The organism is Streptomyces sp. 8L (assembly GCF_020176795.1).
GTDB lineage: Bacteria > Actinomycetota > Actinomycetes > Streptomycetales > Streptomycetaceae > Streptomyces.
In genome coordinates this window covers 1-14,190 of the sequence record NZ_JAIUKE010000178.1, presented here as the reverse complement: position 1 = coordinate 14,190, position 14,190 = coordinate 1, and the positions used below count along the sequence as shown (strand labels likewise).

Sequence of the window (14,190 nt, the reverse complement as noted above, 5' to 3'; positions counted from 1 at the left end):
ATCGTCGTCCTCGGCGGCTTCGGCTGGCAGGCGCTGATGCCACCGCTGGCCGCCGCGGGCTGGGCGGTTCCCCGCCCCCCCCCCGCACCGGGCCACCGCGCCCGGCACCCCCGACGGGACCGTGCCCGCCGTCCCGTCCGCACAGACCGCCACAACGGAAGGCCCCGCACGATGACCGCCTCGTCCACCCGGGGAACCGCCCTCAGCCAGGCGTCCCCCGCCGTACTCGTCCTGGAGGACGGCCGCGCGTTCCGCGGCCGTGCCTACGGGGCCGTGGGGGAGACCTTCGGCGAGGCCGTGTTCTCCACCGGCATGTCCGGCTACCAGGAGACCCTCACCGACCCGTCGTACCACCGCCAGGTCGTCGTCATGACGGCCCCGCACGTCGGCAACACCGGCGTCAACGACGACGACCGCGAGTCGCGGCGGATCTGGGTGTCCGGCTACGTCGTGCGCGACCCCGCGCGCAAGCCGTCGAACTGGCGCTCCCGCCGCACCCTCGACGACGAACTCGTCGAGCAGGGCGTCGTCGGCATCAGCGGCATCGACACCCGCGCCCTCACCCGCCACCTGCGCGAGCGCGGTGCCATGCGGGTCGGCATCTTCTCCGGCGACGCGCTCGCCGACGAGGCCACGCTCCTGCGGCGCGTCCTCGAAGCCCCCGAGATGACGGGCGCGGACCTGTCCGCCGAGGTCACCACGGGCGAGCCGTACGTCGTGCCCGCGATCGGCGAGAAGCGGTTCACCGTCGCCGCCCTCGACCTCGGCATCAAGGGCATGACCCCGCGGCGGATGGCCGAGCGCGGCATCGAGGTGCACGTGCTGCCCGCCACCGCGACCGTCGAGGAGGTCTACGCGGTCGAGCCCGACGGCGTCTTCCTCGCCAACGGCCCCGGCGACCCGGCCACCGCCGACCTGAGCGTCGTGCGCGGCGTCCTGGAGCGCGGCACCCCGCTGTTCGGGATCTGCTTCGGCAACCAGCTCATCGGGCGCGCGCTCGGCTTCGGCACGTACAAGCTGAAGTACGGCCACCGCGGCATCAACCAGCCCGTGCAGGACCGCACCACCGGCAAGGTCGAGGTCACCGCGCACAACCACGGCTTCGCCGTCGACGCGCCGCTCGACCGGGCCACCGAGACGCCCTACGGGCCCGCCGAGGTCACCCACGTCTGCCTCAACGACGACGTCGTCGAGGGCCTGCGCCTGACCGAGCGGCCGGTCTTCAGCGTCCAGTACCACCCCGAGGCCGCCGCGGGCCCGCACGACGCCGCCTACCTGTTCGACCGCTTCACCAAGCTCATGGAGGACCAGCGTGCCTAAGCGCACCGATATCCAGTCCGTCCTGGTCATCGGATCGGGACCGATCGTCATCGGCCAGGCCGCTGAGTTCGACTACTCCGGCACCCAGGCCTGCCGCGTCCTGCGGTCCGAGGGCCTGCGCGTCATCCTCGTCAACTCCAACCCGGCCACGATCATGACCGACCCGGAGATCGCCGACGCCACGTACGTCGAGCCGATCACCCCCGAGTACGTCGAGAAGATCATCGCGAAGGAGCGCCCGGACGCGCTGCTCGCCACCCTCGGCGGCCAGACCGCGCTGAACACCGCGATCTCGCTGCACGGGGACGGCACCCTCGACCGGTACGGCGTCGAGCTGATCGGCGCCAATGTGGAGGCGATCAACAAGGGCGAGGACCGCGACCTGTTCAAGGACGTCGTCGCGGAGGTCCGGCGCAAGACCGGCCACGGCGAGTCGGCCCGCTCCGTCATCTGCCACTCCATGGACGACGTCCTCGCGGGCGTCGACGAGCTCGGCGGCTACCCCGTCGTCGTGCGCCCCTCCTTCACGATGGGCGGCGCGGGCTCGGGCTTCGCCCACACCGAGGAGGACCTGCGCCGCATCGCGGGCCAGGGCCTGATGCTCTCACCGACCACCGAGGTGCTCCTCGAGGAGTCCATCCTCGGCTGGAAGGAGTACGAGCTGGAGCTGATGCGCGACCGCAACGACAACGTCGTGGTCGTCTGCTCCATCGAGAACTTCGACCCGATGGGCGTGCACACCGGCGACTCGATCACCGTCGCGCCCGCCATGACGCTCACCGACCGGGAGTACCAGACCCTCCGCGACATCGGCATCGCCGTGATCCGCGAGGTCGGCGTCGACACCGGCGGCTGCAACATCCAGTTCGCGGTCAACCCCGAGGACGGCCGGGTCATCGTCATCGAGATGAACCCGCGCGTCTCCCGGTCCTCCGCGCTCGCCTCCAAGGCGACCGGCTTCCCGATCGCGAAGATCGCCGCCCGGCTCGCCGTCGGCTACACGCTGGACGAGATCCCGAACGACATCACCGAGAAGACGCCGGCGTCCTTCGAGCCGACGCTCGACTACGTCGTCGTGAAGGTGCCGCGGTTCGCGTTCGAGAAGTTCCCCGCCGCCGACTCCTCCCTCACCACCACGATGAAGTCGGTGGGCGAGGCCATGGCGATCGGCCGCAACTTCACCGAGGCGCTCCAGAAGGCGCTGCGCTCGCTGGAGAAGGCGGGCTCGCAGTTCGCGTTCGCGGGACCCGGGGCCGAGCCCGCCGACAAGGCCGCCCTCCTGGAGAGCGCGGGGACCCCCACCGACGGCCGTATCAACACCGTCATGCGGGCCATCAGGGCGGGCGCCACCCAGGAGGAGGTCTTCGACGCGACGCGGATCGACCCCTGGTTCGTCGACCAGCTGTTCCTGATCAAGGAGCTCGCCGACGAGGTCGCCGCCGCTCCCGACCTCAGCGCGGACCTGCTCGCCGAGGTCAAGCGGCACGGCTTCTCCGACGCGCAGATCGCGGGCATCCGCGGGCTGCGCGAGGACGTCGTACGCGAGGTGCGCCACGCGCTCGGCGTCCGCCCGGTCTACAAGACCGTCGACACCTGCGCCGCCGAGTTCGCGGCGAAGACGCCGTACTTCTACTCCTCCTACGACGAGGAGAGCGAGGTGGCGCCCCGCGAGAAGCCCGCGGTGATCATCCTCGGCTCCGGTCCCAACCGCATCGGCCAGGGCATCGAGTTCGACTACTCCTGCGTCCACGCCTCCTTCGCGCTGCACGACGCCGGATACGAGACCGTCATGGTCAACTGCAACCCCGAGACCGTCTCCACCGACTACGACACCTCCGACCGGCTCTACTTCGAGCCGCTCACCCTGGAGGACGTCCTGGAGATCGTGCACGCCGAGACCCAGGCGGGCCCCGTGGCGGGCGTCGTCGTACAGCTCGGCGGCCAGACCCCGCTCGGGCTCGCACAGGCCCTCAAGGACAACGGCGTGCCCGTCGTCGGCACCTCGCCCGAGGCCATCCACCTCGCCGAGGACCGCGGCGCCTTCGGCCGCGTCCTCGCCGAGGCCGGCCTGCCCGCGCCCAAGCACGGCACCGCCACGTCCTTCCCCGGCGCCAAGGCGATCGCCGACGAGATCGGCTACCCGGTCCTCGTCCGGCCCTCGTACGTGCTCGGCGGTCGCGGCATGGAGATCGTCTACGACGAGACGCGGCTCGCCTCGTACATCGAGGAGTCCACCGAGATCAGCCCCACCAGGCCGGTCCTCGTCGACCGCTTCCTCGACGACGCCATCGAGATCGACGTCGACGCCCTCTACGACGGCACCGAGCTCTACCTCGGCGGCGTGATGGAGCACATCGAGGAGGCCGGCATCCACTCCGGCGACTCGGCGTGCGCCCTGCCGCCCATCACCCTCGGCGGCTACGACATCAAGCGGCTGCGCGCCTCCACCGAGGCCATCGCGCGCGGGGTCGGCGTGCGCGGGCTGATCAACATCCAGTTCGCGCTGGCCGGCGACATCCTCTACGTGCTGGAGGCCAACCCGCGCGCCTCGCGCACGGTGCCCTTCACCTCCAAGGCGACGGCCGTACCGCTCGCCAAGGCCGCGGCCCGCATCTCGCTCGGCGCGACCGTCGCCGAGCTGCGCGCCGAGGGCCTGCTGCCCCGCTCGGGCGACGGCGGCGACCTGCCGCTCGACGCGCCGATCTCCGTCAAGGAGGCCGTCATGCCCTGGTCGCGCTTCCGCGACATCAAGGGCCGCGGCGTCGACACGGTCCTCGGCCCGGAGATGCGCTCCACGGGCGAGGTCATGGGCATCGACTCCGCCTTCGGCACCGCGTACGCGAAGTCGCAGGCCGGGGCGTACGGGCCGCTGCCCACCAAGGGCCGCGCGTTCATCTCCGTCGCCAACCGCGACAAGCGCTCGATGATCTTCCCGGCGCGCGAGCTCGTGGCCCACGGCTTCGAGCTGCTCGCCACCTCCGGCACCGCCGAGGTGCTCAGGCGCAACGGCATCAGCGCCACCGTCGTGCGCAAGCAGAGCGAGGGCGAGGGCCCGAACGGCGAGCAGACGATCGTCCAGCTGATCCACGCGGGAGACGTCGACCTCATCGTCAACACCCCGTACGGCACCGGCGGCAGGCTCGACGGCTACGACATCCGCACCGCGGCCGTCGCGCGCGCCGTGCCCTGCCTGACGACCGTGCAGGCGCTCGCCGCGGCCGTCCAGGGCATCGACGCGCTCAACCACGGCGAGGTCGGCGTCCGCTGTCTCCAGGAGCACGCCCAGCACCTGACCGCCGCCAGGGAGGACTGAGGCGCCGCATGTACGCCCTCTTCTTCCGCCTCTTCTTCCGGCGCATGGACGCCGAGCGGGCGCACCGCACGGCGTTCCGGTGGATCAGGCTCACGGCGCGCGTACCGGTCCTGCGCACCTGTGTGGCCGCCGCCCTCGCGCCCCGCCACGAGGAGCTGCGCACCGAGGCCTTCGGCCTGCGGATGCACAGCCCCTTCGGGCTGGCCGCGGGCTTCGACAAGAACGCCGTCGCGATCGACGGCATGGCGATGCTCGGCTTCGACCACGTCGAGATCGGTACCGTCACCGCGCTTCCCCAGCCGGGCAACCCGAAGACGCGCCTGTTCCGGCTGGTGCGGGACCGGGCGCTGATCAACCGGATGGGCTTCAACAACGACGGCTCCGCGGCGGTAGCGGCCCGCCTCGGCGCGCGCCGCGAGGTCTTCCGCACCGTCGTCGGCGTCAACATCGGCAAGACCAAGGCCGTGCCCGAGGCGGAGGCCGTGGCGGACTACGTGGCCTCGGCCGGTCGGCTCGCGCCGCACGCCGACTACCTCGTCGTCAACGTCAGCTCCCCGAACACGCCGGGCCTGCGCGACCTCCAGGCCGTCGGCCACCTCCGCCCGCTGCTGACCGCCGTGCGGGAGGCCGCCGACCGCTCGGTGCCGGGACGGCGCGTCCCGCTGCTGGTGAAGATCGCGCCCGACCTCGCCGACGAGGACGTCGACGCCGTCGCCGACCTCGCCGTCGAACTCGGCCTCGACGGGATCATCGCGACCAACACCACCATCGCGCGCGACGGACTCGGCCTCCTCTCGCCGCCCGCGCTGACCGCGGAGACGGGCGGGCTGTCCGGCGCGCCGCTCAAGGAGCGCTCCCTCCAGGTCCTGAGGCGGCTGTACGCGCGCGTCGGCGACCGGCTCACGCTCGTGGGCGTCGGGGGCGTGGAGAACGCGGAGGACGCCTGGCAGCGGGTCCTCGCGGGCGCCACCCTCGTACAGGGCTACAGCGCCTTCATCTACCAGGGCCCCTTCTGGGCCCGCGGGATACACAAGGGCCTCGCGGCGCGCCTCGCGGCCAGCGAGTACGCCACGCTCGCCGACGCCGTCGGCGCCCAGGCGGGGAAGGTGGCCGCATGAGCCCGGTGGAACCCTTCGGCGCGCGCCTGCGGCGCGCCATGGACACGCGCGGCCCGCTGTGCGTGGGCATCGACCCGCACGCGTCGCTGCTCGCCGCGTGGGGGCTCGCCGACGACGTCGGGGGCCTGGAGCGGTTCGCCCGTACGACGGTGGAGGCGCTCGCCGGGCGGGTCGCCGTCCTCAAGCCGCAGTCGGCGTTCTTCGAACGGTTCGGCTCGAAGGGCGTCGCGGCGCTGGAGCGCACCGTCGCGGACGCGCGCGCCGCGGGCGCGCTGGTCCTGATGGACGCCAAGCGCGGCGACATCGGCTCCACCATGGCCGCCTACGCGTCGACGTACCTGGACCCGGGTTCGCCGCTCTTCTCGGACGCGGTGACGGTCTCCCCGTACCTGGGCTTCGGCTCGCTGCGGCCCGCGCTCGACGCCGCGGCGGCCGGCGGCTGCGGGGTCTTCGTCCTCGCGCTGACGTCGAACCCGGAGGGCGCGGAGGTGCAGCGCGCCCGGGCCGGCGGGGGGCGGTCGGTGGCGCAGGTGATGCTCGACCACATCGCCGCGGAGAACGCCGGGGCCGAGCCGCTCGGGTCCGTCGGCGCGGTCGTCGGGGCGACCCTCGGCGACGCGGGCGCGGACCTCGCCGTCAACGGGCCGCTCCTCGCGCCCGGGATCGGCGCGCAGGGCGCGACGGCGGCCGATCTGCCGGCGGTCTTCGGCTCTGCGGTGGGCGACGTCCTGCCGAGCGTGAGCCGTGGAATCCTGCGCCAGGGACCCGGCGCGGCGGCGCTGCGGGAGGCGGCGGAGCGCTTCTTGGACGAGGTCGGGGCGGCTGTGGGGCCCCGGAATGATGGGTTCAGGTAAAGCCTGAAGTCGAAAAGAGGTGCAAAATGTCGGAAATGTACCGGTCGGGCGATGCTGACCAGGGACTTTTCATCTGTTCTCGCTGACTCTGGCGGTCGAGGCCGATAGTCTCCCCACCAGAGCCAACGGGCAGAGCGTTGCCCGTTGCTCGCCTGGTGCGGGGACGGCAGTCTCCTCACCGGTCCGTATCCGACAGTTCGACATCCGAGGTGACGTAGGCGTGGCTCTTCCGCCCCTTACCCCTGAACAGCGCGCAGCCGCGCTCGAAAAGGCCGCCGCGGCTCGCCGGGAGCGGGCCGAGGTCAAGAATCGACTCAAGCACTCCGGTGCCTCCCTCCATGACGTCATCAAGCAGGGCCAGGAGAACGACGTCATCGGCAAGATGAAGGTCTCCGCACTGCTTGAGTCGCTGCCCGGCGTCGGCAAGGTCCGTGCCAAGCAGATCATGGAGCGCCTCGGCATCTCGGAGAGCCGCCGGGTCCGCGGTCTCGGCTCCAACCAGATCGCCTCTCTCGAGCGTGAGTTCGGCGGCACCGCGGCCTGACGTTTCCGGGCACTCCCGGAAACCTGGATAATCGCTGCATGGCAGCAGAGGCACGTCAGCGGCTGACCGTGCTCTCCGGCCCCTCGGGGGTCGGCAAGAGCACGGTCGTCGCCCATATGCGCAAGGCCCATCCCGAGGTGTGGCTCTCGGTGTCGGCCACGACAAGAAAGCCGCGCCCCGGTGAGCGCCACGGCGTCCAGTACTTCTTCGTCACGGACGACGAGTTCGACAAGCTCGTCGCCAACGGTGAACTACTGGAGTGGGCGGAGTTCGCCGGACACCGCTACGGCACACCCCGCGCCGCGGTCCTCGACCGGCTCGACGCGGGCGAACCCGTGCTGCTGGAGATCGACCTCCAGGGCGCCCGCCAGGTCAGGGAGTCCATGACGGAGTCCCGGCTGGTCTTCCTCGCTCCGCCCGACTGGGACGAGTTGGTCCGCAGGCTGACCGGGCGGGGCACCGAGGCGGCCGACGTGATCGAGCGCAGACTCGCCGCCGCGAAGGTGGAGCTCGCCGCCGAGTCCGAGTTCGACACCACCCTGGTCAACACCTCTGTCGAGGACGTGGCGCGCGAGCTGCTAGCCTTGATGGAAGTGTCTTGATTCAGGACCTCTCGATCGGTCTCCCGGGCTCTCCCCATCAGCCTTGTCAGCCCGATCAGTAGGACTCCCCGACCGGTCCCGTCGGCCCGAGCGGCCGGCCGTTCCGTCGCCGGGTTCCACGGCTCCTGAATTCCTGATTTCCCGTTCTTTCTTCGGAAGGCTAGAGAGTGTCCTCTTCCATGACCCCGCCCGAGGGCATCATCAACCCGCCGATCGACGAGCTGCTTGAGGCCACGGACTCCAAGTACAGCCTGGTGATCTACGCGGCCAAGCGCGCCCGCCAGATCAACGCGTACTACTCCCAGCTCGGCGAGGGGCTGCTGGAGTACGTGGGCCCGCTCGTGGACACCCACGTGCACGAGAAGCCCCTGTCGATCGCCCTGCGCGAGATCAACGCGGGGCTGCTGACCTCCGAGGCCATCGAGACCCCGGCCCAGTAGCACTCGGACCTCCGCGTGAGCGGGTTGGTCATATGATCGACACGTTGTCCACAGGCCCGGCAGACGACTGCCGGGCCTGTGGTGTGTCATAGGGGCAGTGGGTGCGGCGGACGGCGCCGTACGGGAGCCGGAAGCCGGGATCGGGGAGCGGAGCCATGGTGGACAGGCCGAAGGTCGTTCTGGGAGTGGCCGGCGGCATCGCCGCGTACAAGGCGTGCGAGCTGCTGAGGTCCCTCACCGAGTCGGGGCATGACGTGACGGTGGTGCCCACGGCGTCGGCGCTGCGTTTCGTGGGCGAGGCCACCTGGTCGGCGCTGTCCGGCCGCCCCGTGTCCACGGAGGTCTGGACGGACGTGCACCAGGTGCCCCACGTACGGATCGGCAAGGCGGCCGATCTCGTGGTCGTCGCGCCGGCCACGGCAGACCTGCTGGCCAAGGCGGCCCATGGCCTGGCGGACGACCTGCTGACCAACACCCTGCTGACCGCGCGCTGCCCCGTCGTCTTCGCGCCCGCGATGCACACGGAGATGTGGGAGCACCCCGCCACCCAGGAGAATGTGGCCACGCTGCGGCGGCGCGGCGCCGTGGTGATCGAGCCCGCCGTCGGCCGGCTCACCGGAGTGGACACGGGCAAGGGCAGGCTGCCGGACCCGGCGGAGATCTTCGAGGTGTGCCGCAGGGCGCTGGCGCGCGGTGTCCAGGCGCCCGACCTCGCCGGACGCCATGTGGTGATCACCGCGGGCGGCACGCGCGAGCCCCTGGACCCGGTCCGCTTCCTCGGCAACCGCTCGTCGGGCAAGCAGGGCTTCGCCCTGGCCGGGACGGCCGTGGCGCGCGGCGCGCGGGTGACGCTGATCGAGGCCAACACGGGCCTGGCCGACCCGGCCGGCGCCGATGTCGTCCATGTCGGGACGGCCCTGGAGCTGCGGGACGCCGCGCTGAAGGCGGCCTCCGACGCGGACGTCGTCGTGATGGCGGCCGCGGTGGCCGACTTCCGCCCCGCGGACTACGCGCCGGGCAAGATCAAGAAGAAGGACGACGCGGAGCCGGAGCCGCTGGCGCTGGTGCGCAACCCGGACATCCTGGTCCAGCTCTCGGCCGAGCGCGCGGCGCCGGGCCAGGTGGTGGTCGGCTTCGCCGCGGAGACGGACGACGTGCTGGCCAACGGCCGCGCGAAACTGCGGCGCAAGGGATGCGACCTGCTCGTGGTGAACGAGGTGGGCGCGCACAAGACCTTCGGCGCCGAGGAGAACGAGGCCGTGATCCTCGCCGCGGACGGCGGTGAGACGCCCGTGCCGTTCGGACCCAAGGAGGCGCTCGCGGACACGGTGTGGGATCTGGTGGTGGCACGGTTGCGCAGGCCGTGACGCGCGTGTCCGGATTCCGGGCGTGCGTCCCGAGGTGTGGACGGCACGCCGAAGCCGGACGCACGCAAAAAATCTGGCAAAAGTGGTGATAAACCCTTCCGTGGCCGTTCCCCGACCGCGTAAGACAGGCCACACCCCGCCCACGGAGCGAGATGCCTGGACTCCGGGTGCGGGGCGACCGATAAACTGGCCGGAGAGTGTGGCCGGGAGCAGCCTCCAGCCGCGCTCCAGCCGTCATTGATCAGCTGTTCAGTCAGCAGCCGCTGCAACCCCAGGGAGCGATGTGTCCCGCCGCCTGTTCACCTCGGAGTCAGTGACCGAAGGTCACCCCGACAAGATCGCTGACCAGATCAGCGACACCATCCTCGACGCACTCCTCACCGAGGACCCCTCCTCCCGCGTAGCCGTGGAAACCCTGATCACCACGGGGCTCGTCCATGTCGCCGGCGAGGTGACGACCAAGGCGTACGCGCCGATCGCACAGCTGGTCCGCAACAAGATCCTGGAAATCGGTTACGACTCCTCGAAGAAGGGCTTCGACGGCGCCTCCTGCGGCGTCTCGGTGTCCATCGGCGCGCAGTCGCCCGACATCGCCCAGGGCGTCGACTCGGCGTACGAGAAGCGTGTCGGCGGTGCCACCGCCGAGGGCGAAGAGGATGAGCTCGACAAGCAGGGCGCCGGCGACCAGGGCCTGATGTTCGGCTACGCGTGCGACGAGACGCCCGAGCTGATGCCGCTGCCGATCTACCTGGCGCACCGGCTCTCCCGCCGGCTGTCCGAGGTCCGCAAGAACGGCACCATCCCCTACCTGCGTCCCGACGGCAAGACGCAGGTCACCATCGAGTACGACGGCGACAAGGCCGTCCGCCTCGACACGGTCGTCGTCTCCTCGCAGCACGCGTCGGACATCGACCTCGACTCGCTGCTCGCCCCCGACATCCGCGAGTTCGTCGTGGAGCACGTCCTCCAGCAGCTCGTCGAGGACGGCATCAAGCTGGACACCGAGGGCTACCGCCTGCTGGTCAACCCGACGGGCCGGTTCGAGATCGGCGGCCCGATGGGCGACGCGGGCCTGACCGGCCGCAAGATCATCATCGACACGTACGGCGGCATGGCCCGCCACGGCGGCGGCGCCTTCTCCGGCAAGGACCCGTCGAAGGTCGACCGCTCCGCCGCGTACGCGATGCGCTGGGTCGCGAAGAACGTCGTCGCCGCGGGCCTCGCCTCCCGCTGCGAGGTCCAGGTCGCCTACGCGATCGGCAAGGCCGAGCCGGTGGGCCTCTTCGTGGAGACCTTCGGCACCGCCACCGTCGACCACGAGAAGATCGAGAAGGCCATCAGCCAGGTCTTCGACCTGCGTCCGGCCGCGATCATCCGCGACCTCGACCTGCTGCGCCCCATCTACGCGAAGACGGCGGCGTACGGCCACTTCGGCCGCGAGCTGCCCGAGTTCACCTGGGAGCGCACGGACCGCGTCGACGCGCTCCGCGAAGCCACGGGCGTCTGACCGGCACCTCCACGACACCCACCGGGGCCCGGCCCTCCGCCACGACGGGGGCCCCCGCCCCGATGCGTCGGCCGCCGTGTTCGTACGGGGGTCCACTTGCACCGGCGGGCCGCCCGTGTTGTCGGAGGCATCTGGTAGGTATGGGGCTGTGAGCAGCGGTGACGAGCGGGAGCAGGGGGCGGAGGGGGAGCAGCTCGCGCTGATCAGGGAGACCGTGCGCGAGACCAGGAAGCCGCGGGCCAAGCCGCGCACCTGGCGGGACGCGGCGCTCGCCGAGCGGCTGCCGGTGGCGCGGGTCGTGGTCAACAAGGGCGTGCTCCACCTCGACCAGTTCTTCGACTACGCGGTCCCGGCGGAGCTGGATGAGGCCGCGCAGCCCGGCGTGCGCGTGCGCGTCCGGTTCGGCGCCGGGTCGCGCTCCGTGCGCGGCGGGCGCCGCGAGGGCGGACGGCTGATCGACGGCTTCGTGGTGGAGCGGCTCGCCGCGTCGGACTACGCGGGCCCGCTCGCCGCCCTCGCCGACGTCGTGTCCACGGAGCGCGTGCTCAGCGAGGAACTGCTGCGGCTCGCCCGCGCTGTCGCCGACCGCTACGCAGGATCGCTCGCGGACGTGCTCCAGCTCGCCGTGCCGCCGCGCAGCGCCCGCGCCGAGGCCAAGCCGTCACCGGAGCCGCTGGAGCCGCCGCCCGCGCCCGCGCCCGGCACCTGGGAGCGGTACGCGAGCGGCCCCGCGTTCCTCGACGCGCTCGCGGCGGGCGAAGCGCCCCGCGCCGTGTGGACCGCGCTGCCCGGCCCGCACTGGGCCGCCGAGATCGCCCGCGCGGTCGCCGCGACGCTCGCCTCGGGCCGTGGCGCACTCGTCGTCGTGCCCGACGGCCGGGCCTCCGCCCGGGTCGACGCGGCGCTCACCGACGTGCTGGGCGCGGGCAGGCACGCGCTGCTCACCGCGGAGGCCGGTCCTGAGAAGCGCTACCGCGAATGGCTCGCGGTCCTGCGCGGCTCGGTCCGGGCCGTGGTCGGCACGCGCGCCGCGATGTTCGCCCCCGTACGCGACCTCGGCCTGGCCGTTCTGTGGGACGACGGCGACGGCAGTCACAGCGAGCAGCACGCGCCGCAGCCGCACGCCCGTGAGGTGCTGCTGCTGCGCGCGGCGCAGGACCGTGCGGGATTCCTGCTCGGTGGTACGAACTGCACGGTCGAGGGCGCCCAGCTGGTCGCCACCGGCTGGGCGCTGCCGCTCGCGGCGTCCCGCGAACAGGTCAGGGCGGCGGCCCCCTTGGTGCGCACGGTCGGCGACGCGGAGCTGGCGCGCGACGAGGCAGCCCGCGCCGCCCGGCTGCCCAGCCTCGCCTGGGGGACCGTCAGGGACGGCCTCGCGTCCGGCCCCGTCCTCGTCCAGGTGCCGCGCAGGGGATACGTACCGCGGCTGGCGTGCGAGCGGTGCAGGACGCCCGCGCGGTGCGCGCACTGCGCGGGGCCCGTGGAGGCGGCGGGCGCGCACGAGCTGCGGTGCGCGTGGTGCGGCCGGGCCGCACCGCACTGGCACTGCCCGGAATGCGGCAGTCCACGGCTGCGCGCCCAGATCGTCGGCGCGCGGCGCACCGCGGAGGAGCTGGGCCGCGCCTTCCCGGCGGTGCCGGTGCGCACATCGGGCCGCGACCACATCCTGGACGCCGTGCCCGCACGGCCCGCCCTCGTCGTCTGCACGCCGGGCGCCGAGCCCGTCGCGGACGGCGGGTACGCGGCGGCGCTGCTCCTCGACGGCTGGGCCATGGTCTCCCGCCCCGATCTGAGGGCGGGCGAGGAGGCCCTGCGCCGGTGGCTCCACGCGGCGTCGCTGGTGCGCGGCCAGGCCGACGGCGGCCGGGTCGTCGTGGTCGCGGAGCCGACGCTGCGGCCCGTCCAGGCCCTGGTCCGCTGGGACCCGGTGGGCCACGCGCGGCGCGAACTCGCGGAGCGCGCGGAGCTCGGCTTCCCGCCGGTGTCCCGGATGGCGGCCGTGGCCGGCCCGGGCGACGCCGTCGCCGCTTTCGTGGCGAGCGCCGACCTGCCGCAGGACGCCGAGGTGCTCGGGCCCGTGCCCCTGCGGAGCGCCCCGCCGGGCGCGCCCCGCGGGGGCGACGCGCCGCCGGGGGAGAACTGGGAACGGGTGCTGCTGCGGGTCCCGCCCGGCAGCGGCGCGGCGCTCGCGGCCGCCCTCAAGGAGGCCCAGGCGAGCCGTCTGTCCCGGGGCGGCGGCGCGCCCGCCGTACGGATCAGGATCGATCCGCCCGACATCGGCTGAGGATCGGGGTGCCGGCGCCGGGTGCCGGTGGACACCGGCCGCCCGCCCGGCCTTCGCCCGCGGGTCCGGGTGAGGCGGAATGGCCCCGGGCGCGGCCGTCAGCTGCCGCGCGGGCTGGGGAACACCGGTGGCCGGGGCTCCTCGTGGACCTCGTGCTCATCGGGATCGTCGGGTACGGCGTGGGGGCCGTGCACCTCGCGGGGCTCGCGGGCCTCCGCCGTCGGCTGCGGGGGCATCGAACGCGCGGCGGGTACGGACGGCAGGGTGCCGGCCGGGGGCAGCGGCGCCCTGCGCGCCGCGGGCGCCGCCGGGTCCGCCGCCTCCACCGCGCCGGCGCGGGGCGTCGTGCGGCGTGCTCCGTAACGGCGGTGCACCGCCTGCTTGGTGACACCGAGTGCGGAGCCGACGGCGTCCCAGGAGAAGCCGAGGGAGCGGTCGAAGTCGACCGCCGCCGTCACCAGCGTCTCGACGCTGTCTCTCAGTTCCTGAGCGAGACGGACGGTCGGCGCGGGGGCGCGCCCGTAGACGACGAAACCCGTGGAGGGGCCCGTCCGTCGCGGCCGGTAGACATTGCCCAACTGGGCGGTGAGGGTGCGCAGCGCGTCCACCTGGCGGCGGACGCGCTCGATGTCCCGTACCAACATGTGCAGACTTGCGCGGGCCTGTGCGTCGTGGGTGGCGTGGTCGGCCATGGACGAGCCTCTCGAACCGGCGGAGAAAAGGAACCGGGCCGTACCGGTGCGGCCCGTGTTGGTCAATCTCCCTTGACAACGCGACACCTGGCATGTGGTCACGCTGCGGGGGCGTACGGGCATATGCGCGGGGCGCGTGGGATGCCACG

11 protein-coding genes are annotated in these 14,190 nt (G+C 72.7%); 10 read left to right on the top strand and 1 reads right to left on the bottom strand.

What is annotated here, in order from left to right:
- Window positions 1-171: 171 nt before the first annotated feature.
- The 10 genes from carA to LCE31_RS16575 all read left to right on the top strand — a co-directional run bounded on the left by carA (window position 172) and on the right by LCE31_RS16575 (window position 13,349).
- The gene (gene carA, locus LCE31_RS16620; RefSeq protein WP_225015053.1) at window positions 172-1,320 is read left to right on the top strand and encodes a glutamine-hydrolyzing carbamoyl-phosphate synthase small subunit; all 1,149 of its coding nucleotides are present in this window, start codon (window positions 172-174) and stop codon (window positions 1,318-1,320) included.
- Window positions 1,313-4,633, top strand: a complete 3,321-nt coding sequence (gene carB, locus LCE31_RS16615; protein ID WP_225015051.1) for a carbamoyl-phosphate synthase large subunit — start codon at window positions 1,313-1,315, stop codon at window positions 4,631-4,633. The genes carA and carB overlap by 8 nt, the downstream gene beginning before the upstream one ends.
- Window positions 4,634-4,641: 8 nt before the next feature.
- On the top strand, window positions 4,642-5,751 hold the full coding sequence (locus LCE31_RS16610; RefSeq protein ID WP_225015050.1) for a quinone-dependent dihydroorotate dehydrogenase: 1,110 nt from the start codon (window positions 4,642-4,644) through the stop codon (window positions 5,749-5,751).
- Window positions 5,748-6,605 carry an orotidine-5'-phosphate decarboxylase gene (gene pyrF, locus LCE31_RS16605; protein ID WP_225015049.1) on the top strand — a complete coding sequence of 286 codons (858 nt, stop codon included), beginning with the start codon at window positions 5,748-5,750 and terminating at the stop codon, window positions 6,603-6,605. The genes LCE31_RS16610 and pyrF overlap by 4 nt, the downstream gene beginning before the upstream one ends.
- Before the next feature lie 220 nt (window positions 6,606-6,825).
- The gene (locus tag LCE31_RS16600) at window positions 6,826-7,149 is read left to right on the top strand and encodes an integration host factor, actinobacterial type (RefSeq protein WP_225015048.1); all 324 of its coding nucleotides are present in this window, start codon (window positions 6,826-6,828) and stop codon (window positions 7,147-7,149) included.
- Between the two features lie 38 nt (window positions 7,150-7,187).
- The gene (gene gmk / locus LCE31_RS16595) at window positions 7,188-7,751 is read left to right on the top strand and encodes a guanylate kinase (RefSeq protein WP_225015047.1); all 564 of its coding nucleotides are present in this window, start codon (window positions 7,188-7,190) and stop codon (window positions 7,749-7,751) included.
- A 167-nt stretch (window positions 7,752-7,918) separates the two neighbouring features.
- Window positions 7,919-8,191, top strand: coding sequence for a DNA-directed RNA polymerase subunit omega (gene rpoZ, locus LCE31_RS16590; RefSeq protein WP_225015046.1), 273 nt, complete (start codon window positions 7,919-7,921; stop codon window positions 8,189-8,191).
- A gap of 158 nt (window positions 8,192-8,349) precedes the next feature.
- Window positions 8,350-9,558 carry a bifunctional phosphopantothenoylcysteine decarboxylase/phosphopantothenate--cysteine ligase CoaBC gene (coaBC, locus tag LCE31_RS16585; protein ID WP_225015052.1) on the top strand — a complete coding sequence of 403 codons (1,209 nt, stop codon included), beginning with the start codon at window positions 8,350-8,352 and terminating at the stop codon, window positions 9,556-9,558.
- Between the two features lie 283 nt (window positions 9,559-9,841).
- Window positions 9,842-11,065, top strand: coding sequence for a methionine adenosyltransferase (gene metK, locus LCE31_RS16580; RefSeq protein WP_225015045.1), 1,224 nt, complete (start codon window positions 9,842-9,844; stop codon window positions 11,063-11,065).
- Window positions 11,066-11,213: 148 nt separating this feature from the next.
- On the top strand, window positions 11,214-13,349 hold the full coding sequence (locus LCE31_RS16575) for a primosomal protein N' (RefSeq protein WP_225015044.1): 2,136 nt from the start codon (window positions 11,214-11,216) through the stop codon (window positions 13,347-13,349).
- Between the two features lie 98 nt (window positions 13,350-13,447).
- Here the strand turns inward: LCE31_RS16575 and LCE31_RS16570 are convergent, their stop codons facing one another.
- Complete coding sequence (locus tag LCE31_RS16570; RefSeq protein ID WP_225015043.1) at window positions 13,448-14,041, bottom strand: hypothetical protein; 594 nt, start codon at window positions 14,039-14,041, stop codon at window positions 13,448-13,450.
- Window positions 14,042-14,190 lie beyond the last annotated feature (149 nt).

Excerpts from the sequence above, each read along its gene's own strand:
- carA (WP_225015053.1), top strand. The coding sequence starts at position 172 with ATGACCGCCTCGTCCACCCGGGGAACCGCCCTCAGCCAGGCGTCCCCC.
- LCE31_RS16610 (WP_225015050.1), top strand. The coding sequence starts at position 4,642 with ATGTACGCCCTCTTCTTCCGCCTCTTCTTCCGGCGCATGGACGCCGAG.
- gmk (WP_225015047.1), top strand. The coding sequence starts at position 7,188 with ATGGCAGCAGAGGCACGTCAGCGGCTGACCGTGCTCTCCGGCCCCTCG.
- pyrF (WP_225015049.1), top strand. The coding sequence starts at position 5,748 with ATGAGCCCGGTGGAACCCTTCGGCGCGCGCCTGCGGCGCGCCATGGAC.
- LCE31_RS16570 (WP_225015043.1), bottom strand. The coding sequence starts at position 14,041 with ATGGCCGACCACGCCACCCACGACGCACAGGCCCGCGCAAGTCTGCAC.